The organism is Paraneptunicella aestuarii (assembly GCF_019900845.1).
In the GTDB taxonomy this organism is placed as follows: Bacteria; Pseudomonadota; Gammaproteobacteria; order Enterobacterales; family Alteromonadaceae; genus Paraneptunicella; species Paraneptunicella aestuarii.
Map to the genome: position 1 here is coordinate 772,653 of NZ_CP074570.1, position 25,737 is coordinate 798,389.

Below are 25,737 nucleotides of genomic sequence, written 5' to 3' on the forward strand. Positions count from 1 at the left end.
TTAAACCGTCTCAAACAGGTTTTCTACACGTTGTCGGATATTCTCGATTTGAGAGGTATCTGCAGGGGCGATGAATATAGTATCGTCGCCAGCAATCGTACCCAGTACGCCATCGGAACGTCCCAGTGAGTCAAGCAAGCGAGCTATAAGCTGTGCCGCTCCGGGAGTGGTGCGAATGACGATCATGACGTTATTGTGCATTACGTCTAACACCAGTTGCTTTAAAGGGCTCTTGGCTGTAGGCATGCCTAGTTCTGGAGGCAGGCAATAGACCATGTCACCTTTTGCATTGCGCGCTCTTACTGCCCCGAATTTACTTAGCATACGCGATACTTTCGATTGGCTAATATGCGCAAAGCCCATTTCTTTCAGCGCTTCGACAATTTCGCCCTGAGAGCCATAACATTCATCTTTCAGAATTTCTTTAAAGGCTCTGATTTCATCATCTTGTTTTGTGGACACAGTATTACCTCTCAGTATTCAGGCCAGATATTGTCCATATCAATGATCAAAATGCAATGAATTCGAACTGATAGAGATTGAAATTCAATATTCTATAACTTGTTGGAATGACATAAGGGACAATCACTATAAATGGATGTAACAATTTGTATTTAAAGAATTTATTGGTATTTTCCGAGCCCTGCTATGGTGTTCCAAATGAAACATAATCTGCCATAGTTGTTAAGTTAGTGTAAAAGGACTGTAAAGAATGGCGCAATAAGGTTTTCATTACTACATTGTAAGTTACCCTGAAAGCTTACATGTGTACTTGTACCAAGGTGAAAAGAGCAGTATCTTTACGCCCTCATTTTATATGTGCACCCTTAGGAGAAAGAAATGAAAGTAGCAGTCTTAGGCGCTGCCGGTGGTATCGGTCAGGCTTTGTCTCTGTTGTTGAAAACCAGTTTGCCTGCCGGATCTGAGTTGTCCTTGTACGACGTTGCTCCCGTAGTTCCGGGTGTTGCTGTTGATTTGAGCCACATCCCTACCGACGTAAAAGTTAAAGGTTTCGGTAAAGATGACTTGGCTGCTGCATTAACAGGTTGCGATATCGTTTTGATTCCTGCGGGTGTTCCTCGTAAACCGGGTATGGATCGTTCAGATCTGTTCAATATCAATGCGGGTATCGTTAAAGCATTGATCGAAGGTGTTGCTGACAACTGTCCTAATGCGTGTATCGGTATTATCACTAACCCGGTAAACACAACAGTAGCGATTGCTGCAGAAACCTTGAAAGCAAAAGGTGTTTACGACAAGAACAAATTGTTCGGCGTGACGACACTAGACGTTATTCGTGCAGAAACGTTTGTTGCTGAATTGAAAGGCAAAAACCCGGCAGATGTTCATGTTCCTGTTATCGGTGGTCACTCAGGTACAACTATTCTGCCTCTGTTGTCTCAAGTTGAAGGCGTAGAATTCTCTGATGAAGAAGTGGCAAGCCTGACTCACCGTATTCAAAACGCAGGTACTGAAGTTGTTGAAGCGAAAGCTGGCGGCGGCTCTGCAACCTTGTCTATGGGTCAAGCAGCAGCTCGTTTCTGCTTGTCTTTGGTTAAAGCGATGCAAGGTGGCGACGTAGTTGAATACACTTACGTTGAAACTAACAGCGACGACGCAGAGTTCTTTGCTCACCCAGTGCGTTTGGGCAAAAACGGCGTTGAAGAAATTCTGCCTTACGGCGAACTAAGCGCATTCGAGCAGAAAGCAAAAGACGATATGCTTGACGGTTTGCGTGGCGACATCAAAATTGGTGTTGAGTTCGTAAACGGCTAATCACGCTGATTAAAGTGAATATGCTGAAAAGGGTTTCGAGAGAAGCCCTTTTTTGTGTCTGGATAAAAGCACTCAATCCGGCAAAATACATTCAACTGTACCTGAGCTGCGATTGGTTAATAATTGCTGAAACTCATTAGCTTGTCGGCTGTCGAGCGACACGCTAATTTCAATATGATCTGTATATTGTCGATCTAAAATATCTGCTGAAAACTCCTGACACAGATGTTCAACCAACGAAACGTGATCATAATCGCACCTAATGAGCATTTCCTGTTGTGGGATTTTCTCTGTGGTTTGCAGCAGTTCAAGTGCCTGTTTGACCCCGCCACCATAGGCTTTAACTAATCCGCCAGTGCCCAGTTTTACACCGCCAAAATAGCGAGTAACCACAGCACTGATTTCGCCAATACCACTACCGGATAGCTGTGCCAGCATCGGACGCCCCGCTGTACCCGAAGGTTCACCATCATCGCTGCAACCCCAAAAGGTGGAGTCATTCGGTTTTGCAGCAACGTAAGCCCAGCAATTGTGTCGGGCGTCTTTATGTTTTTCTTTCATCTCTTCAATGAATTGCTTTGCAGCATCCACGCCCGGAGTATGCGCCAGATAAGTGATAAAGCGACTCTTCTTGATTTCTTCTTCAAAAATCAGTGATTCGGCGGGTATGAGGTACGGGGAATCTGACATGGAAAAGAAAATGAACCTTCACGAAAATATGCCTGCATTATACAAACTTGTGCCAGCAAACAACAATTACCCTTGACCATGAAATAATAGATTGACAAAAAGCCCTCGCCGCTATAAATTTTGCGCCCACTTGCCCAGGTGGTGAAATTGGTAGACACGCTAGCTTCAGGTGCTAGTGGCCTCACGGCCGTGGCGGTTCAAGTCCGCCCCTGGGCACCATTCTGTTCCCCTTTCCCTTACATTCCCGCTAATATTGGCGAAACGATAAATATTTCCAAACAATAGGTACATGATGAGCAATAATCAGTCAGATCCTCTACATGGAATAACCCTTAAGATGATGTTAACTGAGCTGCAAGCCGAACTTGGTTGGCAAGGACTGGCAGATAGAATCAATATCAATTGTTTTAGTAATAATCCCAGCCTTAAATCCAGTTTAACCTTTCTGCGTAAAACGCCTTGGGCGAGACAAAAAGTGGAACAACTGTATGTCAAAACCAAGGGATTAAGCGTTAAAAACACCCCGACAGCCAATATCGATACTCATTCAGACTCAAGCGAGAATAAGCCAGTTATGGAAAATCCTTGGCAACATTGGGCTCTACCCAATAAGCGGGGATCTACCCAATAAGGCTTTACCCAATAACCGCACAATAGAATCTGACCGTTAATGATAATGAGTCAGAAAACGCCTTTCTCCGAATCTCATTCTCTCCCTTAAACATCTATTCCCTCTTTGTAATGTGATGGAAAAACCACCGCGATAAGTGAACTGTTTCACCCTCAGTTTGTGCTTTGTTGTCCGTAAATTTGCCCCATTATTTCGATGGTTAGGTAAGTGTATGGTGCAGATATCCGAGCTGGAACGTATTCAGGTTGAGCTTGAACGAAGAGGGCGTCACTTGGGGGCTTTCAGATACGACAATAGAACGGATGTTGCATTAAAAGGAAATCGGGCGAACGATACCAGTTTTGGCGTTGTTTTGATCGGCAAGTATGTGGGTGAGTTTACCGATGTTTTAAACGAGGTTTCGACTAAACGTAAAGGGTATCGAGTCCCTGCGGTTTTAGGGCTTATCGAAGAAGTTGAGCTTCCCATTGTTGCTATGGTGACCTTGTCATCCATTATGGGTTTTCTTACAACCTCAATTTCCTCAACCAGAATGGCTAACCATATTGCTGATAACCTGTTTCATGAGGTGCAAAAAGCGAAATTGGGCAAGGCGGCAAAAAATCATTATGGTCATTTGGCAAAAAATGACAGAGCTGCCGGGAAAGAAGCGGTTAATGCCCTGGAGTATGTTGCTTCTCTGAGTGGCGACTTAATCCAGCCGTGGAGCGAGAAAGACAAAACCACATTGGGGCGTTTATTGATTGAATTAGTGCGCCAAAAGTTGCACTGGATCGATATTCAACAAGGCGAACTTAAAACCAAATCTAAAACCAGACAAAACGCGCCAGAAATTGTCGTTGCCAAGCCAGAAATTAACGAATGGATTACCCAACATCGTGAAGAGGTGCGCTTATTGTCACCCGTCTATCTGCCAATGGTTGTACCACCCCGGGATTGGTCGTTAGAGACTATGTATAACGGGTGCTATTTAACCGATGAGCAAGCGCCGGTATCTTTTATTAAGCGCAAGAATCGGGTTCAAATGGCTCGGCTGAAGCAGGAAAATCCGGTTGATGTATTCAAGGCCGTTAACGCCATTCAATCTACGGCGTGGCGCATTCGGCGTCCGGTGCTAAACCTGTTAAAGCGTATTCAGGATGAAAAGCTGGAGCTGAATTTACCTATTTCTTCCATGCCACCGCAGCAGGATATTCTTATCCCCGATGAGGCTCCATATCATGTGCGAAAAGCCTACCTTAATCAAAACCGTGAACTCGCCAACTTACGTGCGGTTGTCGGGGTGAATATTGCTAACGCTGAAGAGTTTGCTGAATTTGAACGTTTTTATATTCCTCATCACCTTGATACGCGAGGTCGGGCTTATCCCATTCCTGCATTAAACCCTCAAGGTGCGGATTATATTAAAGGCTTGCTGGAATTTGCTGATGGCAAGAGAGTCGGAGATGCAGGTATTTTCTGGTTGAAAGTTCACGCTGCTAATTTATTTGGTGTTGATAAGGTTTCTTTTGAACAGCGTGTGCAGTGGGTGGATGAACACTGGCGGAGTCTACTTGAATCGGCCTTGTTTCCGCTGGAGTGTTTGTTTTGGACACAGGCGGAAAAGCCCATTCAGGCGTTTGCGGTTTGCCTGGAATTATTAGGTGTTGCCATGGAAGGGGCTGATTATGTTTCCAGAATGCCTGTGGCGTTGGATGGTTCATGCAGTGGTTTGCAACATTTGGGGGCGGCATTTCGTTGCGATGTTACAGGCAAGGCTGTGAATCTGGTTGATTCGGAGTGCCCTAACGATATTTACCAGGATGTTGCCGATAAGGTGCAAGAGCTGCTGACTAAAGAACTATCGTCCGACAATAAAGCTTTGGCTTCCCAATGGTTAGCATTTTGTGGCGGTAAAATTGAGCGCAAGATCACCAAGCGACCCGTGATGACTTATCCTTATGGCTCAAAAGTGCCGGGATTTACGCAGCAACTGTTGGATGATGTGATTAAACCCGCTATGCAAAACGATCCCGATTCAGTGCCCTTTGACAACCTTCGCTTGTCTGCGCAGTATTTGGCAAAACTTATCGAACAAGCGGTTTCAGCGACAGTATTAAAAGCGTCTGAAGCGATGGAATGGATGCAGAAAATGGCCGCAGCCATTGCTGCGGGGAACAAGACGATTCATTGGACGACACCCTTGGGTTTTCCCGTGGTTCAGGACTATCGCAAGCTACGTAGTCGGCAAATCAACTCAGTGGTGTTTGGAACCCGATTGCAATGTCGTGTGGCAGAGGTTGAAGATGCTATCGACACCCGAAAAATGGTGAATGCCATTAGCCCTAATGTGGTTCATTCACTGGATGCAACGCATCTGTTGTTAACTGTGTTAAAAGCCGAGCGTGAGGGGATCAACCAATTTGCCTTGGTTCATGATTCTTTCGCTACCTATGCGGCTGATACCGAGCGCTTTTTTGTCATTATTCGGGAAGCCTTTGCTGAGCTATACAAAAACGATGTATTTGCAGCATTGGAAGCCGAGTTTAAAGCGCAAGCAGTGACAAACTTGAAAAGTAAAACGCAGCATACCTTACCGAAGTTGCCTGCAAAAGGTCATTACCAGTTAGAGTCGATAATTCATTCATCCTTTGCCTTTGCGTGATTTTGCTTACCCCATTCGTTTTGCAAACATGAATGGGGTTACAAGCTTCTGATTTTTCTGCTTTTCCATTTTATTTCCTTCGAGTTTCATTGCTTTATTTTTTTAACTGTCGCTTCACTTAGGAAAACCTTCGCTCACTCTAAAATTCAGTGTGAATTGTTAAGGCCAGCCATGAACAACCTTGTCCATTTTTTCCGGCAGCGGCAACTGACCACTTGTCTCCACTCTCCCCGGTTGTGCGTTGTCTCGTTTGTGACTGGCCTTAACAATTCGTATTGAGTTCTTGTGAGAAAGGCTTAATACGAAGATGTGTGTCAAAAATGAATGTGTTGATGCATCTTTTGAGACCTTCGGGTCTCCTTTTTTCAAGCGAAACCTCACAGTAGAAACGATAAATAAACGACATTCATGCGCTTGCCATGCTCTTTTTATGAGTCCGATTGGCAATCTTAAGTGTGAACGGCTTTTACAACGCGATTCGCTTTCATCGCTCAGTCCTCCGTGATTGAGATTACACCAACCTTCTCCAATGGCTTTTGCCCCGGTTTTTGGAGGCATTTAACTCGGGATTTGTTGTCTCGAATTAAGTTTAATTTCCGCACATAAAGGTTCTTAAATGAAATTTAAATCAAAAACTTTGCTCGCCAAATTAGAAGCGAGCTATGGCGTAGATCCGTTACCGATTGGTACGGATGGTATTCAAACCAAAAACTTGCAGGTAAGCCCTTATATCGGCGATACCATTTCTCGTGATCTGGACAGAGAAACTTTGGGTGCTCAGGAACAGATCAACATCAATCCACATGTCGAAGTGACGTTTGAAGTGGAACTGGCTGGCTCGGGTACGGCTGGTAATGCACCGGCTTATAGCTCTTTGCTTAAAGCTTGTGGCTTTGAAGAAACAGTCAATGCCGGTGTTGATGTTTCTTATCAGCCAGTAAGCACTAACTTCCCATCAGTAACTTTGTATTACTTGCACAGAAATGATGCGGGTGGTTTCCAGCAGCAAACCATTACCGGTTGTCGCGGTTCGGTGTCTATTACCGTTGATCTTGCTGGTATTCCTGTACTGCAGTTCCGCTTCCTGGGCTTTTATCAGGCTCCATCTGATGTAGCTGATATTACGGTTGATAACTCTGATTTTGTTGATCCGGTTTATGTGTCTTACGACAACACCAGCCTGACTATCGGAGCTTACACCGCTAAAGCGTCGGCTTTCTCTATCGACATGGCTAATGAGCTAAGCATGAGAAATGTTACAGGTGCGCGTTATGTTAACTTGTTCGATCGTGCGCCTTCAGGTCAAACAACCGTTGATGCACCCGCTTTGTCAGCAAAAGACTTCTATAGTCTGGTTGAGTCTCACAATGGTGTCAGCAAGGAATCTGTGGTGTTAACGCACGGTACCTTGGCTGGCAACATTGTTGAAATCTCTGCTCCGCAAGTTCAATTCAACAGCATCACTCATGCAGACAGCAGCGGTGAGCTGGCTTACCAATTGGGTATGTTGTTCTTACCTGCTAATGGTAACGACGAAATCGTATTGACCTTTAAGTAGTCGTCAGCGCGATTTATTCAAGCAAGTTAAAAATTTCAAAATTCAGGGGCGAATTGAGCCCCTTCATACCATTCCATAATTCATTGAGGAGTTAGCTAAATGACTTTCAAATTTGTTCCTGTCGATACGCTGAAAAAAGTCATCAAAATTGAAATCCCGGGCGATTTCGGAAAAGTCACCAAAGCCGATTTCGAGGCGACGTTTAAGCGTTTACCTGTGAGTCAGGCCAGAGATTTGATCAAACAAATTCAGGATAAAACGGCTGACGAAGACAAAGTGCTTCGTGAAAGTGTTGTCGACATTGATGGCGTGACCGATGGTGAAGGCAATAAAGTTGAATTCTCCTCAGAGTTACTCAGCCAGTTGTTAGAGGAATCCTATATTCGAGGCCCTCTTTTGGCTGGATTTATGGATGTTAACTACAGCCTTGACAAGTTACGACAAAAAAACTCCAAAGGGTAGGGAAAGCCTTCGCTAATCCGTCAGGTGGACGCAGTGCCACAGACGCTGACGAGATGGCTTTATTAAAGGGCTTGTCTCCAAAATTTGCGCAAGAGCGAGAACAAAATTTGGAGATTTGGCCTGAAACCCTACCCGCTATCCGGCTATTTGCTAAGTCCATGACCCAGTGGAGAGCTGGCCCCACCGGTATCATTGGTCTGGACTACAACGCAATTAACCTGCTGATGGACTACGACGCAATCCCAATGGCAGAGCGTGGGGAGTTAATGTCTGACATTGCTCAATTAGAGATAGGCTACCTCCAAGCTATGAGGCGTTAGAATGTCGAATCAATACCAACATGGCCTCGCTATAGAGGACATGCAAACAACACAAATTTCACAGGAGTCAGATAATATTGACTCCACATTTTCCAAACTAGCAGGCAAAGTCAATCTGATTGGCGCGACATTTTCGACTGCTATTGACGTAATGCAAGCTTTTGGTTCCGTGATGCAAACGGAAGTCATTGAGCAACTAAATGTGCTTTCCGACACTGTTGGATTGTCGATGGATTCCATGAGCACATGGTCTTATGCCGCCAGTACATTGGGTGTATCGTCCTCTGATCTCGGCGCTATTTTTCAAGACATGAACTCTAAAATGGGCGAGTTGTCAGCCACTGGTGGTGGTAAGGCTAAAGCTTTATTTAATGAGCTGAATCTGTCTATTGATGAGTTTAAAAAACTGGCACCGGAACAGCAGATGTTGGCATTTGCCGACAGCGTGGAACAGTTGGGTTCGCACGGTGAGAAAGTCCATTTTATGGAGTCTTTTGCTCAAGGCTCTTCCAAGCTATTGCCTCTTCTTGAAAGCGGGGCTGAAGGCTTAAATAAAATGGCCAGAGAATCCAAACTACTTGGATTTTCTCTTAACGACATAGACGCTGAAAAAGTTGAAGGAGCCGCGGAATCATTCCGCATTTTGGGAGGTGTAACCGACGGCTTCACACAACAATTTACTGCTAAATTTTCTACTGTATTCCATGGCATGGGTGAGCAGTTACTTGGCTTTTTAGAGCAATTTGGCGGCATGGAATCTATCGCGAGCTCAGTGTCTAACTTTGTTGTTCAGGCGATTGGTTTTGTCATCGATGCGTTTCATCAACTCAGCATTGTTGCCAAATTTATCGAAATCGGCTGGTTGAGTCTCGGTGATATTGCTGCCCGAGTGATTGCTGACCAGGCAGATCTGATTTCTCAACTGATCGAAGGCCCTCTGGATCATCTCACTGATTTTATTGGCTTTATCATGGATGGCTGGGGTCAGTTATTTGAAGCAATTGGAGACTTTCTTGGTGCATCGGGAGAAAGATTTAGTAATTTCGGTGCCAAGCTTAGGGAAACCAGCTATGAAGTCGCTAACTTCAATATCAGTTCCGAGGATATCGTCGCAGGGCAGCAAGCTGTTGCTGACAAGCTGGCGAAAAGCACGGAAGAGCTTCAGGCTATGCGTAAAAGCGCACCGGGCAAAGAATTTGTGGAACGCGTTGAAGCCGCAAATTCTGCTTTGGAGGCTCAGTCTGACACAACTGAAAAGTTAGCTGAGGCTAACGATAAAGCGCAAAAGAATATCAATAAGGCTGCTGAAACGACGGATGCGCTAACTCAATCGAATAAAGACCTTAAAACTCATCTTGAAAGCACGACTGCTGCGACTGAAGAGCAAGCCAAGCAAGCCGACAAGTACACTGAAGCCTGGGAAGGGGCTGTTGCCAGTATTTCTACAGCCTTCTCTGAAGGTTGGCTGGATATTATCGAAGGCAATGCCAGCGATGTATTTGGCAATATTGCTGACAGCTTCAAAAATATGTTCAAGGAGATGTTGAACTCCAATATTTCTTCTTCCATTAAAGGTTTTTTCCAAAATGCATTTGGTGATTTAGGTTCCATTTTTAGTGGAGGCAGTGGTGGTGGTTTTAACCTTGGTTCTCTCTTGGGAAGCTTTGGTGGTGGCAGTGGCGGCGGTTTTGATATTGGCTCCCTTTTTTCTATGGGCGATATGCTGTTTGGCAGTGGTATTGGCGGTTCCATCATGGGGATCGGGAATACTATCGCTGGATTTGGTTCTTCGCTTGGATTGAGTTCATTAGGCGCTTTTGGCAGCGGGATTGGTTCTACCGGTGCAATACTGGGTACACAGGGAGTGTTTGGTGGCTTTGGTACCGCTCTCGGTAATGTCGGATCAATATTTGGCTCTGGTTCCATCATGGGTGGAATTGGTGCCGCGTTGCCTATTGTTGGCCTTGTCGCTGGTGCGGCACAACTCGTTGATTCTATTTCTGGCGGTAAGTTGTTTGGCACCAGTTGGAAATACGATGATCACGGAATTAATCTTGATTACTCCAATGGTGAATTTTCAGGAAATAACTACTCAACCCAAGTAAAACAACGTTCTCTGTTTAGAGGGCGCAAGTGGCGCACCGAAGAAACGCCTTTGGATGCGGCTGTTGCCGACCAGATGAACAATTATTTCTCTGGCATTGAAAACCTTATCACCGGTGCTGCAAGCCAGTTGGGTATTACGGAAGTTACCAAAACGGTTTCCAGTGGATTCTCTAATGAGGATTATGATCGCGGTGGCAATCGATTTGGAAACCGCTTTAAGGAATGGTTCAGCAATCTACCCGATTCTCATACGACGACAGAAAGTCTGGAAGACTATCTGGCAAACTTCTCTTCCAGCTTTGATCTGAGCCTTAAGGACAAAAGCGATGAAGAAGCACAGCAAGCGATTCAGGCCTGGGCAGACAAAGCGACTACTGAACTGATTGACGGCGTATTCGGCGACATGCTGGATGGCATGTCGCTTGAAGGTGAGAAGCTGGCCGATACCTTGGGTCGAGTCATGGCACAGTTGTCATTGGTGGATCAAGGTTTTAACTCTATTAACTTGAGCCTGGAGCAATTAGCTGCCAGTGCCGGAGTGTCTGAGTTAGCGTATTCCAACGATGTGGCGCAAGCTGCGGGTGGCGCTGACCGTCTGGCTGCGTTGTTGCAAGGTTACCAGGCTAATTTCTTCTCGGAAGAAGAATTGTTGAGTCGTACTTTGGAAAGTATGGCGGATCAGGTGAAAACTGCGCTGGATTCTATTGGATTTACTTATGGTAATGATTTTAGAGCGGAGTTTGAGGCTGCATCGACAACCGGGTTAGGTGCAGAAGATGTCGTTGCCTGGCTGGAAGCTGGAAACCTGATTGGGCAGTTTGAAGAGATCGCTCAGCAACTGGCTGATATTACAGGTGTTGCTTTATCTGAAGTGACTTCTGATCTCATCAATAACGCTGATGTCATTACCGCTGAGGCAACACAGGAAGAACAAGCTGCTGCGGTGTCTGATCCTATTGTGGCAGAGGTGTCTGGTTTGGCTGAAACCATCAATATGCAAGTGGGTAGTTCTAACGAGCATTTGGTATCTATCGATACTCGTCTTGGCGAGGTTAATACTTCAATTAACAGCACTTTGGTGGCTTTTTCTGATGAAGTAAAAGGCATCAAGTTGAACCTTGAAGGAGCGATTGCCGAAACTCAACGTCAGGTACAACTCTTTGCTAATAAGGCGGCGGCAGAAGCTTCCCGGACTACAGCATTGGTTTCTGATGTTGCCAGATTGGTTGCTGAACGCGCCACCTATTACCGACCTGTGATTGACGACAGAGCATTACTGTAAGGAGCTAACAAATGTCAGATTTTATTAACTGGCTGGAAAGCTTGGATCAGCGACGCACTGTATTGGTGGAAGTGGATTATCTCAATGAGGGTGTCTCTGGCACTCTCTATTTAGCCAATCGGCCTTTTGTTTCCCGAGCATCAGACGTTCAACGCTCAATTCCTTATGATGATGTCATTCTCGGGGGATTAACCTATGGGCGTCGAATGGGCGGACAAGTTTCTGGCTCATTGGGGCTTTCCGTTGGCTCGATCGATTTAGCCGCTTCTAGCGAAATCGTTATCGCTTCGGGTTATGAGTTTGCAGGTCAGGAAGTACGAGTTTATCTGGGCGATCAACGTTGGGCGCGAAATGACTTTCAACTGGTGGCCGTGCTCACTTGTGAGTCCTTGGTTCCCACTGGGCGTACTCAGTATTCATTGAAGTTCCGAACTGAAAGACTGGATTTAAATGAACCATTAAATAGCTCGGTTTTTACCACTGGGCCTAATGTGGACGCATTGAAGCCAGTTTGTTTTGGTGATTGTTACAACATTCGCCCGGTTCAGGTAGATGATGCCGGATTAGTTTGGGCTGTGCATGATGGCACGGTCGCCTATATTGGCGATGTCCGAGTTGATGGAACCGTTGTTTCAGCCACTAAAGACACTGCCGCAGGTACTATTACTTTGTCGTCCAAACCTACGGGTACGTTAACGGCGGACGTGATTGGGGCTGGCGGTATTGATGCTAAAACGATTCTTACTGAAATTCTTCAGCGATTAGGGGGCATTAGTATTGATACGGTCAGTTTAGATGCGTTGCCTACCGATTCTTTGGGCTTATATAGCCGCTCCGGATTGTCATATCGACAGGCATTTGATGCATTGCTCAAGAACTTTGGTGGGTTTTGGGGCTTTACCCGATTAAACGTGTTTAAAGTGGGTCGGATCGTTCGTCCTCAAGGGGGTTCATCAGAGTTACTGACTCCGGACGATATTATCTTGGATGGTGTTGCTTTCGATCGCCGTATTCGCCCAGCTTCGGTAATCGATCTCAAATACCGGAAAAACTACACCCCCCAAAACGTCAATGGTTATGAAGAAGGGTTTTCAACGGTTCGTAAAGAAAACACGGATATCACGTATGTTTATCCGGATGCTGAACTGAAAGAAGCGGAAACCTTACTTTGTTTGAGTTCTGCCGCTGATTTGGAAGCTGAACGACGCAGAATCTTTTATTCCACGCCATTGAAAGTATTCACTGTGAATGCCTTTGCTTTGCCTTTTGCTTATGAGATTGGGCAGGAGATCCGCCTGATTTATCCTTATTTTGAGATGGAAAATGGGGTGGATGCGATTGTGTTGTCTATCACGGATGACCCATTGCAAGGCGTCACACAACTAAAGGTGTTAATTGATGGCTAATTCCCGCTTAATATTTAACAATGTCTGGGATGCCGCGACCCTAACCCAAAGCGCGGGCACTTTCGAAACTCACCTCCCCATCAGCAATACCCAAAAATACAACAATTCCAGAGTCTTTCGCACATCTGACACCCAGGATGTGGAAATCTTGTTTGATTGGGATGAGCCTGTGTTTATCGAGGCATTGGCTTTGTGGCGTCATAACCTGACCAGCTCGGCTCAAATTCAGTTGCAGTTCTACAACGGAGTGAATCAAACCGGTGATGTCATTTACGACTCTGGCATTTTACTGGGTGATGTTCCCAAGAATTTGGGGGATTTGGTGTGGGGTAAAGATCCATTGGGGGTTTCAACCTATACCGGCTGGGAAACGGCAACACGTTCATTCTGGTTTGATGATACTCATGTTGTTTCATCGGCTCGTTTAACCATTAGCAACCCCGACAACCCTGACGGATATCTCGAAATTGGTCGAATCTACGCGGGGGAGGCTTTCTCGCCCACTTTCAACGTAGATTTGGGCCATATCTTCAAATGGGAAACGGATGTGAAAAGCAACCCGACTGCGGGGGGCACAGTGCATACGCTTGATGCTGCGACTTATCGGAAACTCAGTTTTAATTTGTCGCATTTGAGTCCCTCTGACCGAACCAGCTTTGCGGATCTCACCCGAATACTCTCTATCCATAAAGATTTCTTTATCTCCTTGCGCCCCAATGTTGGGGGCGCGATTGAGAGAGATTATTCCTTTGCCGCCAAGTTCGAAGAAATTCCCAGTTTAAAAGCAGAAGCGTCGCGCTATGAGACGCAATGTAAAATCAGAGAGGTTTAGCAAATTATGTCGCTACTTCAATTCGCCGCAGGCGACAAAGATTATATCGACAAGCTCAATCAAATGAGCCAGAACGCCGGAGATACGGCGCAACTTAAAGCTGACACACAGCAAATCAAAGCTGAAACCCAGCAAATCAAAACTGACACGCAAGCCATTCAAGACGCCACTCAGCAATTAAAAACCGATGTGGAAGGCATCAAGGCGGCTACTCAGGCTATTGCTGCCGCTGATTTGCTCTGGCAGGAAATCAGTGTGACTACTCAGGTTAACCACGGTGATTTACTGCTGGCGACCAGCGCTGGTGTTGAGGTAATGCTTGATGACTTGAAAACCAACTTGGCAGTAGGCCATTGGTTTTCTGTATCCAATGAGTCTGACGGCCTGATTTATGTGAATTCGCGTGCGGATTTGGCCTTGGTCGGCCGCAAGCTGACCGTTACTAATGATGATCGCATGGCGATTTCCCCAGGGCATACCTTTACCTTCCGAGCGAAAAGTTTAACTGAATTGAGGATTAATTAATGGCTGACTATTTAGATAAAAAAGTAATGGGAGGCTTAGGTGCCGAAGCCGTTAAAGTCATTGCACCAAACGTATTCCCCGACATGACAGTAAAAAAGGGAACAGAAGTGGTGTTGGAGCCTGTTACGGGCAACTACTTCCCGCGCACCTTGGCGGCTTCTGCTATTGGGGGAAGCAATGTACATCAGTCAACCTATTGTTCGGATAATCAAGCTAACCGTGCCATTTTAACCAGTGATGGTACCTTGATTGGTATAGGCGCTGGTGAAAATGTAGGAGCTGCTACAAATGCTTGGCGATTAACTCGCTGGCATCTTTATGCTGACAGCTCCGAAGTTGAGTATGTGGGGTTCTCGAACGTCACTTTAACGGCCAGTTTCTATTACTCTCAGGCGCGATTAAGTGAGTTTGTTGAGGTGGAACCTGATGTTTTCGTTGCCTTGTTTTTCTCATCGGATATTAAGACGTATCAGGTTGTTAAAGTGAATTATGATAAGTCCACTAAAACAAGTTCCCTGTCGATTAGCTCAGTTTCTGGGCACACCACGACTTCCAATAATTATCATAGTTATTCTGATATTGTTGCCAATAACGATGGTACATTTTTCGTATTCGGCATTAACGGGATTTGTGACTTATGGCAGACAATCGACTTGACCCGATTGAACTATCAGTTAAGTACAGGGGCGACTATTTCTAACAGCTCCAACTATAAGAACATTGATAGCCATAACAATTTCACCAGTGTGTTGCCATTAAGTGATGGTCGTTTTGTTTTTACTAATGGTGGTAACTTATTACTAAGAGAGTGGACTGGTTCAGCATTTAATGAGTTTGGAACCAATTCTGCGACAGGCGTATACAGCAGTGCGCCTCTGGTAAAAATTGCCACAGATGTGTTTGCCATGTCTTATGCAAATAACGCGGGTTCCATTAATTGGAAAGTTGTTCAGTACGATGTGGTAACGCAGACGTTGAGTGATGTTGCGGATCAAGTCTTTACTCTGATTAGCCAGACTTTAACCAGTACCATACAGGGACAAGGTCGTTATGGAGTTGCTGGTTCTACTTTTATTGGTTGGAATACGGATGAGCTTTACGCTATTCACTTTGACCCTGAAACCTATAGCATTGCAGATGAATCACAAATTTATATTTCTGGGTATTTGGGAAATCGAGGAAATTTAACTTCATTTGTTATTCGACCTAATGGTCTCTGTACAAGCTTTATGCTTGGTGGTCATCAGGTTCGTAGTAGTGGTGATGCGGTTTATATGACCTTTAATCGCTTTACTATTGGTAACCTGTTACCCAATATGGCTCCCATTCCTTGCGGTATAGCTTATGCTGATACGACACCAACAGAACTATCAATTTGGGTTGCATCAGTTACCATTCCGGGAGAAAATTTGCAGCCATTGAGTCTTTATGGCGATAACATTGCTATTACCGCTGATCATGCCATAGCGCTAAGAAATACCCTTTCGATTATTGAGCGATATAGTTATAACTCAGGTGACTACTCAAAAGCTGGTGTGGCATGCATACCGTCTGAAGAAAGAGCGGCTAATTTCTATGGCGGTTATGCACACAAAAGCACACTTAACAAATTCCGGGGAGTTCGAGAAAAGGTCAAGGCCGGGGCTTCTTTGACGGCGTATTTCTCGCTTTCTGGAGATGACGGAAATGACTACTCCGCTGCTACTTGGGGGGTTTGCATGGATGGCTACCAATTATTTTCTCCAATACATTTTTCTGGTAAAAGTGTGAATACATCCACGCCAACTGTATTTGCGCAAGGTGGGTTGGACATTGGTTGCTTTATTATTTCCAGAAGCTCGGCATACAGAGACACCTATCTGTTTAACAAATTTGAAGTACATCGTTAAGATTCTGCTTCTCCATCTTAAGTTATTAAGGGAACCTTCGGGTTCCCTTTTTTAATGCAGTTGATATTGCGATTCTCAGTTTTATGCTTGCGATTTCAGTCCTTTCACCAGCCTTGTTATCCCGGTTTTCACCTGCTCTCTATCCAGAGTATATGTGATACGGAACCAGCCCGGCTGTGGGCAGTGAAATAGTGCTCCGGGTGACAGGTTGATTTTGCAGTCGTTAAATATTTTATTGCTGAGCGCTTTTTCTGCTTCAAAGCTGTCGTTGTCCAGGTATTCGCTCAGGTTCACAAAAACAAATACGCCGCCTTTGGCTTCCATGTAAGGAATGTTGGCTTCTTGTAAGTCGTTGGTAATGGCGTTGTAGGCATCAGTCAGGCGTGATTTGGCTTGTTGGAAGAACTGTTCCAGCCATTTTTCATCGCTTAGAACATGCTCGACCAAACTTTGAGTATGGTTCGATACCCGACTAAAGTGTGCCAGTTCTTGTGCCGCTTCCAACAGCTCTTTATTTTTGGAATGCAGTACGCCTACGGCGAGTCCTGATAAGGCAAAGTCTTTGGCGAAACCGTACACGGTATGAACATGGTTGGCTTCGGTGCTCATGGCGCTGAAAAAGGGCTCGTCGGAGGTTCGTGTGTCGGCAAAGATTTCATCAATGATCAGCTCTAGTCCTTCTGCTTCACAGAACTGTACCAATTCTTGTAAATCATTTTTGCTTAAGGTGTCTCCAATGGGGTTGCGCGGTGAACTGGTTAACATGGCGCGTACATTAATACCTTGCTGTCTGGCTTCATCCAATGCGGCTTTAATGCTTTCAATTGAAACCGAAAACTGGTTGGAAACGTCGCAAGGAACGGGAAGCAGTTTGGCTCCAGCTCGCATATTAAAAGCGTAATCGAAGCCTGAATAATAAGGCGTGGGAACCAGTATGGCATCGTCTGGGTCGCATAAGCAGTAGGCCAGAATTTCTAAAATTGCAGTAGTTCCCGCTGCGGTGACAATGTCGTCTTCTGATATGTTTACGCCAGAGCGAGTGCTAAATAGCCTGGCAATCTGCTGGCGAAAGCTGCGTTTTCCGTGCAGTTCAGCGTAGTGGGAATCGGCTTCTGTCAGTCCGCCAACTTCCTGTGTTTTTTCTGCAATCAAATCCCAAAGCAGATAATTTTCTGCCGTGCCGAAATTGATGTAGCCATCGGGGTTATGCTCGGCATGATAGGGGGATTGCTTGCACTGAAAATAGCGTGCGACCAGTTCTTTGTCGGCAGACAGGATAGGCGAGACTCGTTTAGATACCACGTTGTAATTCCTTTCGTTCCAGTTAGGTTTAGGCTATGACAAATCAATAATTGAACCGGGGTAAGCGCCCAAGCCAAGCGATGCGTCGATGACGGTTCCTCGAAGCACCTGGCTAAACGGTTCGCACAAGTTAAAGCACAGTCGAGCAATTTCGATCGGTTCTATCATGCGTCTGCCTGGTAATCTGCGCAAAAACGCGGCTTTTTCTTCAGGGGTAAGTTTATTGGTGGTGCTGGCCTGAAACATGGGCGTGTCGGTTGCGCCCGGACATACGGTGAACACATCCACAGGGCTGTAACTCAGTTCCACCGCCATTTGACGGCCTAAATGTGCCACCGCCGCTTTGCTCATTTCGTCGGAAAGTCGAAAGCCGGGAACTTGTGTAATACCGCCGCCCACTGAGCTAAAAAACACGATTTTGCCATAACCATTTTCTTCCATTTTGGGTAATAGCGCTTCGGTTAACCACAGTGGCCCGAGGGCGTTAACGCGTAGCATGATTTCGTCTTGTTCTTCCTGAATAGAACTCATTTTCTCAACGGTTTTGGTGCCGAGCGCAGCGTTATTGATTAGGACATCAATTTGAGGTAGCTGCGACAATAGATCGCGGTGACTACTGAGATTACCCAGTTCAAACAAATGATACTCAACTTGATAATCCTTAAGTTCTTCTGCCAGTTCCTGTGCTCGTTCTTCCCCGCTGAAATAGGTGAAAATAACGCGATCGCCTGCTTGTGCGAATTGGCGTACCAATTCTGTACCAATGCCACTGGAACCGCCGGTAATCAATACGTTTCGTTTATGTGAGTTCTGTTGTTGTCTGTCTTGTGTTTGCATATTGAATACCTGCTAATTGGCTTCGGAAACAGGAAATAAAATGGGGCGAGAAGGCGCCGCATCGGTAACAAAGGCTGGAATTTGCAAGTTGAGCAAATACACGCCGTCTTGCACTTGTGAAGGCACATAAATAAATTCGGTGATGGTTTTGGTTAAATTCGGGTTCTGCTCTGGATCGGAAATGTGTTTTTCCTGCGCTGGCAGCGCCCAATAAGTCCGGTGAGCTTTTAATTCTCCACCATCGCTCATGCGATCAACGGAAGGAATGTCCACAAGCAGATGCCTTACGCCGATGGAGTTAATGTATTCCATGGCATCTTTCGACAAATAAGGCGGAATGAAATCTGAATACTGTTGCTGTTGTTTGTCGCTATTATTGGGCAATGTGCGAATAACCAACGCCGAATTGAAGTGAACAGCGTTTGATAATTTCGCCAATTGTTTCGCCAATTTTTCTGCAATGCATCGTTGGGTAATCACATAATCGCTGTTGTCCGCCAAATGGGTCGCTTCGTCTGTTGCTGTGGCGAATGATTCCGGCTCTACACTGATTAACGTCGCTGGAAGCAGTGCGTCTTCAAGGGCTCTGTGAACCGTGATGGGATTATTCACAATATGACCCACGCATTCCGTGTGAGTGCCATTGCAATGGGGCGTAAAACGATATTCCGTCACGTTGCAGCTACCGCCTTCGCGCGTGTCGGCGATAAAGTCACCGGCTGCGAAGGTTTGGGCGGTTGCAGGGGCGCTATCCCAGCCATTGGGCTGCTCGCCGTTAAAGTCCAGCGCAATGGAAATGTGGTGGCCTTTGTCTAAATGCACTTGCCACTGTGTGTTTGATATCTCAATGTAGAGTTTCAAGCGACTCTCCCCTGTGTTTAGTCGTGAGCGGGAGAACGCACTTCATCTCCATTCCAATGATTATTCATAGCGTCACGAATCACCGTTTCCCCTTGTTCTGTGTCGATGATTTGGGCGATGTTTTGCACCTTGATGATGTCATCGATGACAGCTTGATAAGCTTTGTCATACTGCAATGCTTGTTCGTAAGGAGTACGAGTGAAGGCGATGTTGTAGTACAACGATGCTGAAACTCGATCTGGATATAGATCCTGGATCTTTCTTTCAATTAATTTGCGCAATTGGAAATTAGGATCGCCTACCGCATCTTGCAGGATCAGGTAGTTTTGGTAAGAAAGGTTGGCAATGGTGTCGGTGTTGGGTTTACGAGCCTGTTCAAAGTGATTGAAGATAGCGCGCCAGTCATCGCCATGTTCACGAATGTGCTCCAACAATACCATGACATCTTCAAAGCCCGCGTTTGCTCCCTGTCCAAGGAAAGGCAATATACCGTGCGCCGCATCACCAATCAGTAACACCTTGTCTTCATGAGACCAAGGGAAACATTTAATGGTTAACATGCTGCCTTCGCGTCTATCCAAAAAGTCCATTAAGCTGTCGCCCGCCAGCGGTATTACATCGGCAAAATGAGTCTGGAAAAAGGCTTTCAGGCTGCTTTCTGTAGTAAGTGTGTCGAAGGTGTTTTCCCCTTCTCTGGGAAGCTGTAAAGATAAGGAAAAACTGCCATCAGCTTTGGGAAAGGCTGAAAGCATGAAAGTACCACGAGGCCAAACATGGAAGGTTTCATTGGACAGGCTTTGGCCTGCACTCGCATCGGGCTTAATAACAATTTCTTTATAGGAACGCGGAAGATACTTCTGCGAAAAATCGAAAAACCGCGTTTTCTGCATAGCTTGGCGAACGCGAGAGTAGGCGCCGTCAGCGGCAATAACTCGCGAATGGTATACTTCTTTTTGATTGCCATCTGCGTCTTGAAAAGCCAATTTGGGCGTAGACAAATCTACATCGAGGCATTCGTGTTCAAAATGAAAGGTAATGTTCTGATGCTTCGCCGCTTCTATTATCAGGGTTTCATTGAGTTCGTTTCTGTCTACTGCTTGTAATGCTTCGCGATTGTTGCCGTATGGTTGGAACGCTAATTCGCCATCGGGAGCATGAATGGTTCTACCGTAAATCGGCAGAGCGACATTTCTAACGGCATCGCCAACTCCGGCTGCATCCAGAGCATGTAAGCCTCTGGCGCTCAATACGATCATAAGTGAACGGTCGGAGCGCCCCATTTTGACTTTGCGGGGATCGGGGCAGCGATCATACACTGTTACATTGAAGTCTTGTTTGGCGAGGTGGATGGCTAATACCGTACCGACTAAACCGGCACCTACAATTGCGATATCGTTCATAGACAGCCTTTGTAAAGAGAATAAAGGTTAACGCGATTTATCCTGAAAATAGGCAGTATGCATAGATCAGGTTACTTAATTAAAAAATTATCCATATTGTTATGGTTGCGCATTTAACCTTGCTGTGAGCGAGCAAGTCAATAAATCGGAAACTTGTATAGACAATTGCTTGAACGTTACCTGTATAGAATGATTTCCTGATGCTGGAATGAGGTGACTTACAGTTGTGCACACTTATTTAGCGTCGGAAACTCTGATCCTTTTTGACGTAAGTCAGCACATGGTCTCGCTTGGCAACGGGAACATGAGAGTCTGAATCATCCCCTTGTTTGAGTGCATAAGGTGAAAGAAAGAAGCGGAAATTTGCTGCATGTTCTCTCGATTCAACGCCTTGAGGATTGACGTTGTCGAAAGAGATTTGCTTCTTATTACCTACTTGTACTTTGGTAAAGAAGTGGGTGTCATGCCCAATATGCGCTCCACTGTATTCGATGCGAGCGCCTGTTGCGATGGCGCTCGGTTGTTTCTCCGGGCGAACTGCATATTTTACGGCGGTAAACGGGAGTCTGTCATGTGACAATGCTTGTTGGAAATCGGCAGCCCAACGGTCACAATCGAATGCTTCCCGACTGGGTGGAGCAACGCGGCTGGCAACTTGCTTGAACTTCTCTTCCTTCGCCTTCATGCGACCCAAATGCCCACGCATTAACGATTGGATTTTGGTAGCGGCGGCATTGCGTGTAGCTTCGGTATGAGCTGGTGCGGGAGCTGGACGTGGTGCTGCAGCGGCAGCAACAGGCGACGGTGGTGGTGACGGCATCATTCTTCCGCTGGGCGAAGCTGGAGCAGAAGGTGTTGCGCTTTGTCTCTGTGCAACAACTTCCGCAGCACTGGGAGGCTTGCGTGGTGGATTCATTTTAATCTTCCTCTGGCTCTTTCGCTTCTTTAAGCTCTTTATGTTTTTCGTCAGCCACAAAACTGTACGTGGAATAATCAATACTATAGGTGAAGTAAAAACTTAGCCATTAATTATTTAAGCGAAAGATTTGTCACGGGCACTTCGCCCTGATCAGTCCGTCGTCATTCCGGCCTCCGAGCCCGATGCAAGAGAATAAAAAAACAGAGAATCAACAACGGTTGTACCTATTTGAACCGCACCACATTCAACCATGTTTATTCGTCTCATCCATGGGTATAACTTTCATTGAAGCGACAACGAGTTTACGGTTGTTTAACCCATCCATGGTGCTTGGTTCCAGCCGCGACTTCCTGTCGCGTCGTTCGTTCCTTTTGGCGTAATTACCTATTACGCCAAATCTGCTTCGCAGACCGGAGCCTCACCCCCATCGGGGCCATGCTGAAGCATGTTCACCAAGATTTGTTGGAACAAATCAGAACAGCGTTAGCTGGCTTGCGAAGCAAGTGGAGCACATGGAAGTGCGACATAAATCCATTCCCGATGGATTTGTCACGGGCACTGCGCCTAATCAATCCGTCGTCATTCCGGCCTCCGAGCCCGATGCAAGAGAATAAAAAACCAGAGAATCAACAACGGTTGTACCTATCTGAACCGCACCACATTCAACCATGTTTATTCGTCTTATCCATGGGTATAACTTTCATTGAAGCGACAACGAGTTTACGGTTGTTTAACCCATCCATGGTGCTTGGTTCCAGCCGCGACTTCCTGTCGCGTCGTTCGTTCCTTTTGGCGTAATTACCTATTACGCCAAATCTGCTGACGCAGACCGGAGCCTCACCCCCATCGGGGCCATGCTAAAGCATGTTCACCAAGATTTGTTGGAACAAATCAGAACAGCGTTAGCTGGCTTGCGAAGCAAGTGGAGCACATGGAAGTGCGACATAAAAACGCTCCCGGCAATTTTGTCACGGGCACTTCGCCCAATCAATCCGTCGTCATTCCGGTCTCCGAGCCCGATGCAAGAGAATAAAAAACCAGAGAATCAACAACAGTTGTGTCTGTTACAACCTTGCTAACTCCAACCACGTTTATTCGCGCTTTCCCTGCGCTCACCCCTTCGGGGCCATGCTGAAGCATGTTCAAAATTGCTCCCGGCAATTTTGTCACGGGCACTGCGCCCTATCAGTCCGTCGTCATAGCGGCCTCCGAGCCGCTATCCAGAGAATCAACAACGGTTGTACCTATTTGAACCGCACCATATTCAACCACGTTTATTCGTCTCATCCCTGAGACTCACCCCTTCGGGGCTAGCCTTCGGCTATTCAAAAATGTTCCCGACATTTTTGTCACGGGCACTTCGCCCAATCAATCCGTCGTCATTCCGGCCTACGAGCCGGAATCCAGAGAATCAACAACAGTTGTGTCTGTTACAACCTTGCTAACTCCAACCACGTTTATTCGCGCTTTCCCTGCGCTCACTCCTTCGGAGCCATGCTAAAGCATGTTCAAAATTGCTCCCGGCAATTTTGTCACGGGCACTTCGCCCAATCAATCCGTCGTCATTCCGGCCTCCGAGCCGGAATCCAGAGAATCAACAACGGTTGTACCTATTTGAACCGCACCATATTCAACCACGTTTATTCGTCTCATCCCTGAGACTCACCCCTTCGGGGCTAGCCTTCGGCTATTCAAAAATGTTCCCGACATTTTTGTCACGGGCACTTCGCCCTGAGGTTTGGTTGCAACTCTCAAAAACAAACTTCCGCGTTCTTCGTTTCTGGTTTCACGGGCACTTCGCCCTGAGGTTTGGTTGCAACGAAGCTCTAAACAAGCACCGTCCAGACCTGCTTGTTTCACGGGCACTTCGCCCTGAGGTTTGGTTGCAACTCCGGCTTTCCTAAGTCCCTGGACGTAGCGAAGGTTTCACGGGCACTTCGCCCTGAGGTTTGGTTGCAACGAGGGTTGTGTAATGGATAAAAACTACATCAAAAAGTTTCACGGGCACTTCGCCCTGAGGTTTGGTTGCAACGAGGGTTGTGTAATGGATAAAAACTACATCAAAAAGTTTCACGGGCACTTCGCCCTGAGGTTTGGTTGCAACCCACTAAAAAGACACTCCGTACTCGAGGCGGAGGTTTCACGGGCACTTCGCCCTGAGGTTTGGTTGCAACTTTCGATGGCGGATCCAAATCTAAGCCCAGAATGTTTCACGGGCACTGCGCCCTGAGGTTTGGTTGCAACTGGAAGCTTGCGGCTATGTGGGGTTGGGGGGCGAAGTTTCACGGGCACTGCGCCCTGAGGTTTGGTTGCAACACATGCGCATCTGGCAACGGTAAAGGAATATTAGTTTCACGGGCACTGCGCCCTGAGGTTTGGTTGCAACCAAAAAGGTTGTAGTCAAAATATCAGATCATGAAGTTTCACGGGCACTGCGCCCTGAGGTTTGGTTGCAACATGGGATCCATACTAAACACGACCTTATATGGGGTTTCACGGGCACTGCGCCCTGAGGTTTGGTTGCAACGATTTATCCAGGAAAGAGAAGGTATAGAGCTGGTTTCACGGGCACTGCGCCCTGAGGTTTGGTTGCAACGAAATAAGAAAAGCACCTCTTGATGACGACTTCTGGTTTCACGGGCACTGCGCCCTGAGGTTTGGTTGCAACGTGGGTAATATCTACAATATCCTTACACTATAGGGTTTCACGGGCACTGCGCCCTGAGGTTTGGTTGCAACTCCCTCTGTTGTTGGCCTTATTCCTCGTGGCCTGGTTTGGTGTTTTCCGCTAACCTCTTTATTTAGCCTTGATATTGAGGTTTTTGGTGCAATGTCCATTTGCGTTTGTGTTGCTAACTGGTTGATTGTTAAAGAGCTTTTGTTTTCCGCTAATCGTTTTTCTTATGTCTGGCTGAAAAAGTGTTTTATTTCAGTAGGTTAAGCTGGTTTTTTGATAAACCTTGCAATGAGCACTTTAGGTTAGCGGATGTCGGGTGGTATTAAACCCTGAGGTTGGCATTGTAAGGCAATGGGATGTTGTGAGCTAAGGTTTTTTATTTCGGCTATTTCGACTATTCCATTTCACCAATAAAGGAGGCCATTAACATAAGCCTCCCGAAACGGCCTGCCATGAATTTGCTACATGAATTTTCTACATGAGCACTGGCGTTGACCTGGTGATTTGCATGAGCAAACCCTCGATGGCATGGGAAAAGTCCTGCTTTAACTCGTCTTGCCGGAACTGTAATTCCGCAATGCCCGCCAATTGCCCACATAACTGAGGTTGAGTCGTAATTAACACATACCCGGGAAGTACCAATAACGATGCCTGAGCCTGCGAATGAGAAGAGCCGGATACAGGCTTGCCCGTGTGGTTCTGGCTGCCTGAATTCGCATGAAAAAGCGACAACCAACGCTGTTTTAACACCAAATTCCCCTGTTCAAGCGGAAACTCTTTGACAAAACATCCCCCAAAGCCCTTAAAATCATAATTAGCCATTGTAAACTCCGATTTAGTTTGTGATGGTTAGCTGCTTTTGGGTGTTGCAAGCACCTAAAAGCGGCGACTATAAAACTCATAATTATTCAGCTTGTTGCCCTATCGTCCGATTTCTTCGTTAGAAGTGCTCAAGTAGTAATCATACGTTCCGCGCTTCTGCCTCGAACTCGAACGATATGGCTTAAATCTGAACAATTACAGAATTAAGCTGAAATAATTACTCATTTTGTATTTATCCTCATTCTCTTTGATTCTTCTTATCTCCTATTTTTTTCTTTTCCTTTTCCTTTTAGCTTTTTTCTTTCTTGATTTCAGTTTCCAATTTCTTTTAAAGACAGCAATGTTAACAATTACTGGAAACAGCCAAAAATATATCAAAAATAGAAAATATAGAGAAAGAATAAAAAGGAATGCAAGGCAGAAAATAAGCACAAAAAGTGATAGTAAAAAACCAGTAATCAATTGACTTTATTGAAATAAATTGCTTTTATTTGACGCGTTGCAAAGGAATGAGAAAACACCAAAAAGAGACAATGGGATAAAAGCATAGAATGCTGAAAAAAGGACTGATAAATGTTAATTTTTGAGTTGTTTACTATATTTCAAAAAGGAATTAATACTAAAAAATCACCATGAAACTGACATAAGTAACAAGTTGTTTCGGCTTTTTAAAATAACTCAATTAAAACAATGGGTTATAAATTTAATTGCTTGCTTTTTCAAAAAATACATGGTGACACCCCTTTAATAACGGGAAGACAAGCAACAAATGAAACTTGCAAAAACAGTTATGGAAAG

20 protein-coding genes, 1 tRNA gene and 1 CRISPR repeat array are annotated in these 25,737 nt (G+C 45.7%); of the genes, 12 read left to right on the plus strand and 9 right to left on the minus strand.

Features of this window, described 5'->3' with window-relative positions:
* A complete protein-coding gene (gene argR, locus KIH87_RS03290; RefSeq protein WP_232360110.1) occupies positions 1-462 on the minus strand; it encodes a transcriptional regulator ArgR in 462 nt (153 codons plus the stop codon).
* 378 nt (positions 463-840) lie between these two features.
* Between argR and mdh the strand changes: the two genes are divergently transcribed.
* Positions 841-1,776 (plus strand): malate dehydrogenase, encoded by a 936-nt coding sequence (gene mdh / locus KIH87_RS03295; RefSeq protein WP_232360111.1) that lies wholly within the window; start codon positions 841-843, stop codon positions 1,774-1,776.
* Positions 1,777-1,848: 72 nt separating this feature from the next.
* On the opposite strand, the gene KIH87_RS03300 is transcribed toward mdh, so the two are convergent.
* Complete coding sequence (locus KIH87_RS03300; RefSeq protein ID WP_232360112.1) at positions 1,849-2,466, minus strand: YigZ family protein; 618 nt, start codon at positions 2,464-2,466, stop codon at positions 1,849-1,851.
* Positions 2,467-2,598: 132 nt separating this feature from the next.
* Between KIH87_RS03300 and KIH87_RS03305 the strand changes: the two genes are divergently transcribed.
* From KIH87_RS03305 to KIH87_RS03315, 3 genes are all read left to right on the plus strand, one after another.
* A tRNA-Leu gene (locus KIH87_RS03305) sits at positions 2,599-2,685 on the plus strand.
* Positions 2,686-2,803: 118 nt separating this feature from the next.
* Entirely contained in the window at positions 2,804-3,097 is a 294-nt protein-coding gene (locus KIH87_RS19520) for a VF530 family protein (RefSeq protein WP_232360113.1), read from the plus strand.
* A gap of 211 nt (positions 3,098-3,308) precedes the next feature.
* Complete coding sequence (locus KIH87_RS03315) at positions 3,309-5,741, plus strand: DNA-directed RNA polymerase (protein ID WP_232360114.1); 2,433 nt, start codon at positions 3,309-3,311, stop codon at positions 5,739-5,741.
* A gap of 159 nt (positions 5,742-5,900) precedes the next feature.
* On the opposite strand, the gene KIH87_RS03320 is transcribed toward KIH87_RS03315, so the two are convergent.
* Entirely contained in the window at positions 5,901-6,299 is a 399-nt protein-coding gene (locus KIH87_RS03320) for a hypothetical protein (RefSeq protein ID WP_232360115.1), read from the minus strand.
* A gap of 58 nt (positions 6,300-6,357) precedes the next feature.
* Between KIH87_RS03320 and KIH87_RS03325 the strand changes: the two genes are divergently transcribed.
* From KIH87_RS03325 to KIH87_RS03360, 8 genes are all read left to right on the plus strand, one after another.
* A complete protein-coding gene (locus KIH87_RS03325; RefSeq protein WP_232360116.1) occupies positions 6,358-7,299 on the plus strand; it encodes a phage tail tube protein in 942 nt (313 codons plus the stop codon).
* A gap of 99 nt (positions 7,300-7,398) precedes the next feature.
* Complete coding sequence (locus KIH87_RS03330) at positions 7,399-7,761, plus strand: hypothetical protein (RefSeq protein ID WP_232360117.1); 363 nt, start codon at positions 7,399-7,401, stop codon at positions 7,759-7,761.
* A 53-nt stretch (positions 7,762-7,814) separates the two neighbouring features.
* Positions 7,815-8,081 (plus strand): DUF1799 domain-containing protein, encoded by a 267-nt coding sequence (locus KIH87_RS03335; RefSeq protein ID WP_232360118.1) that lies wholly within the window; start codon positions 7,815-7,817, stop codon positions 8,079-8,081.
* 1 nt (position 8,082) lies between these two features.
* Positions 8,083-11,469: a hypothetical protein gene (locus KIH87_RS03340; RefSeq protein ID WP_232360119.1), complete on the plus strand. Its 3,387-nt coding sequence runs from the start codon at positions 8,083-8,085 to the stop codon at positions 11,467-11,469.
* 11 nt (positions 11,470-11,480) lie between these two features.
* Positions 11,481-12,875 (plus strand): hypothetical protein, encoded by a 1,395-nt coding sequence (locus tag KIH87_RS03345; RefSeq protein ID WP_232360120.1) that lies wholly within the window; start codon positions 11,481-11,483, stop codon positions 12,873-12,875.
* Complete coding sequence (locus tag KIH87_RS03350) at positions 12,868-13,707, plus strand: hypothetical protein (protein WP_232360121.1); 840 nt, start codon at positions 12,868-12,870, stop codon at positions 13,705-13,707. The genes KIH87_RS03345 and KIH87_RS03350 overlap by 8 nt, the downstream gene beginning before the upstream one ends.
* A 6-nt stretch (positions 13,708-13,713) precedes the next feature.
* Entirely contained in the window at positions 13,714-14,232 is a 519-nt protein-coding gene (locus tag KIH87_RS03355) for a hypothetical protein (protein WP_232360122.1), read from the plus strand.
* On the plus strand, positions 14,232-16,121 hold the full coding sequence (locus tag KIH87_RS03360) for a hypothetical protein (protein ID WP_232360123.1): 1,890 nt from the start codon (positions 14,232-14,234) through the stop codon (positions 16,119-16,121). The genes KIH87_RS03355 and KIH87_RS03360 overlap by 1 nt, the downstream gene beginning before the upstream one ends.
* Positions 16,122-16,202: 81 nt before the next feature.
* Here KIH87_RS03360 and KIH87_RS03365 read toward each other — a convergent pair whose 3' ends face one another.
* From KIH87_RS03365 to KIH87_RS03390, 6 genes are all read right to left on the minus strand, one after another.
* Complete coding sequence (locus KIH87_RS03365) at positions 16,203-17,423, minus strand: aminotransferase class I/II-fold pyridoxal phosphate-dependent enzyme (protein WP_232360124.1); 1,221 nt, start codon at positions 17,421-17,423, stop codon at positions 16,203-16,205.
* 33 nt (positions 17,424-17,456) lie between these two features.
* Positions 17,457-18,260, minus strand: a complete 804-nt coding sequence (locus KIH87_RS03370) for an SDR family NAD(P)-dependent oxidoreductase (protein WP_232360125.1) — start codon at positions 18,258-18,260, stop codon at positions 17,457-17,459.
* A gap of 12 nt (positions 18,261-18,272) precedes the next feature.
* Positions 18,273-19,121 carry a cyclase family protein gene (locus KIH87_RS03375; RefSeq protein WP_232360126.1) on the minus strand — a complete coding sequence of 283 codons (849 nt, stop codon included), beginning with the start codon at positions 19,119-19,121 and terminating at the stop codon, positions 18,273-18,275.
* 17 nt (positions 19,122-19,138) lie between these two features.
* Positions 19,139-20,521 carry an FAD-dependent oxidoreductase gene (locus tag KIH87_RS03380; RefSeq protein ID WP_232360127.1) on the minus strand — a complete coding sequence of 461 codons (1,383 nt, stop codon included), beginning with the start codon at positions 20,519-20,521 and terminating at the stop codon, positions 19,139-19,141.
* A 238-nt stretch (positions 20,522-20,759) separates the two neighbouring features.
* A complete protein-coding gene (locus tag KIH87_RS03385) occupies positions 20,760-21,437 on the minus strand; it encodes an IQ calmodulin-binding motif-containing protein (protein WP_232360128.1) in 678 nt (225 codons plus the stop codon).
* Between the two features lie 1,715 nt (positions 21,438-23,152).
* Positions 23,153-24,179: direct repeats of the CRISPR family, unit length 37 nt; unit sequence GTTTCACGGGCACTTCGCCCTGAGGTTTGGTTGCAAC.
* A gap of 412 nt (positions 24,180-24,591) precedes the next feature.
* The gene (locus tag KIH87_RS03390) at positions 24,592-24,939 is read right to left on the minus strand and encodes a hypothetical protein (RefSeq protein WP_232360129.1); all 348 of its coding nucleotides are present in this window, start codon (positions 24,937-24,939) and stop codon (positions 24,592-24,594) included.
* Positions 24,940-25,737 lie beyond the last annotated feature (798 nt).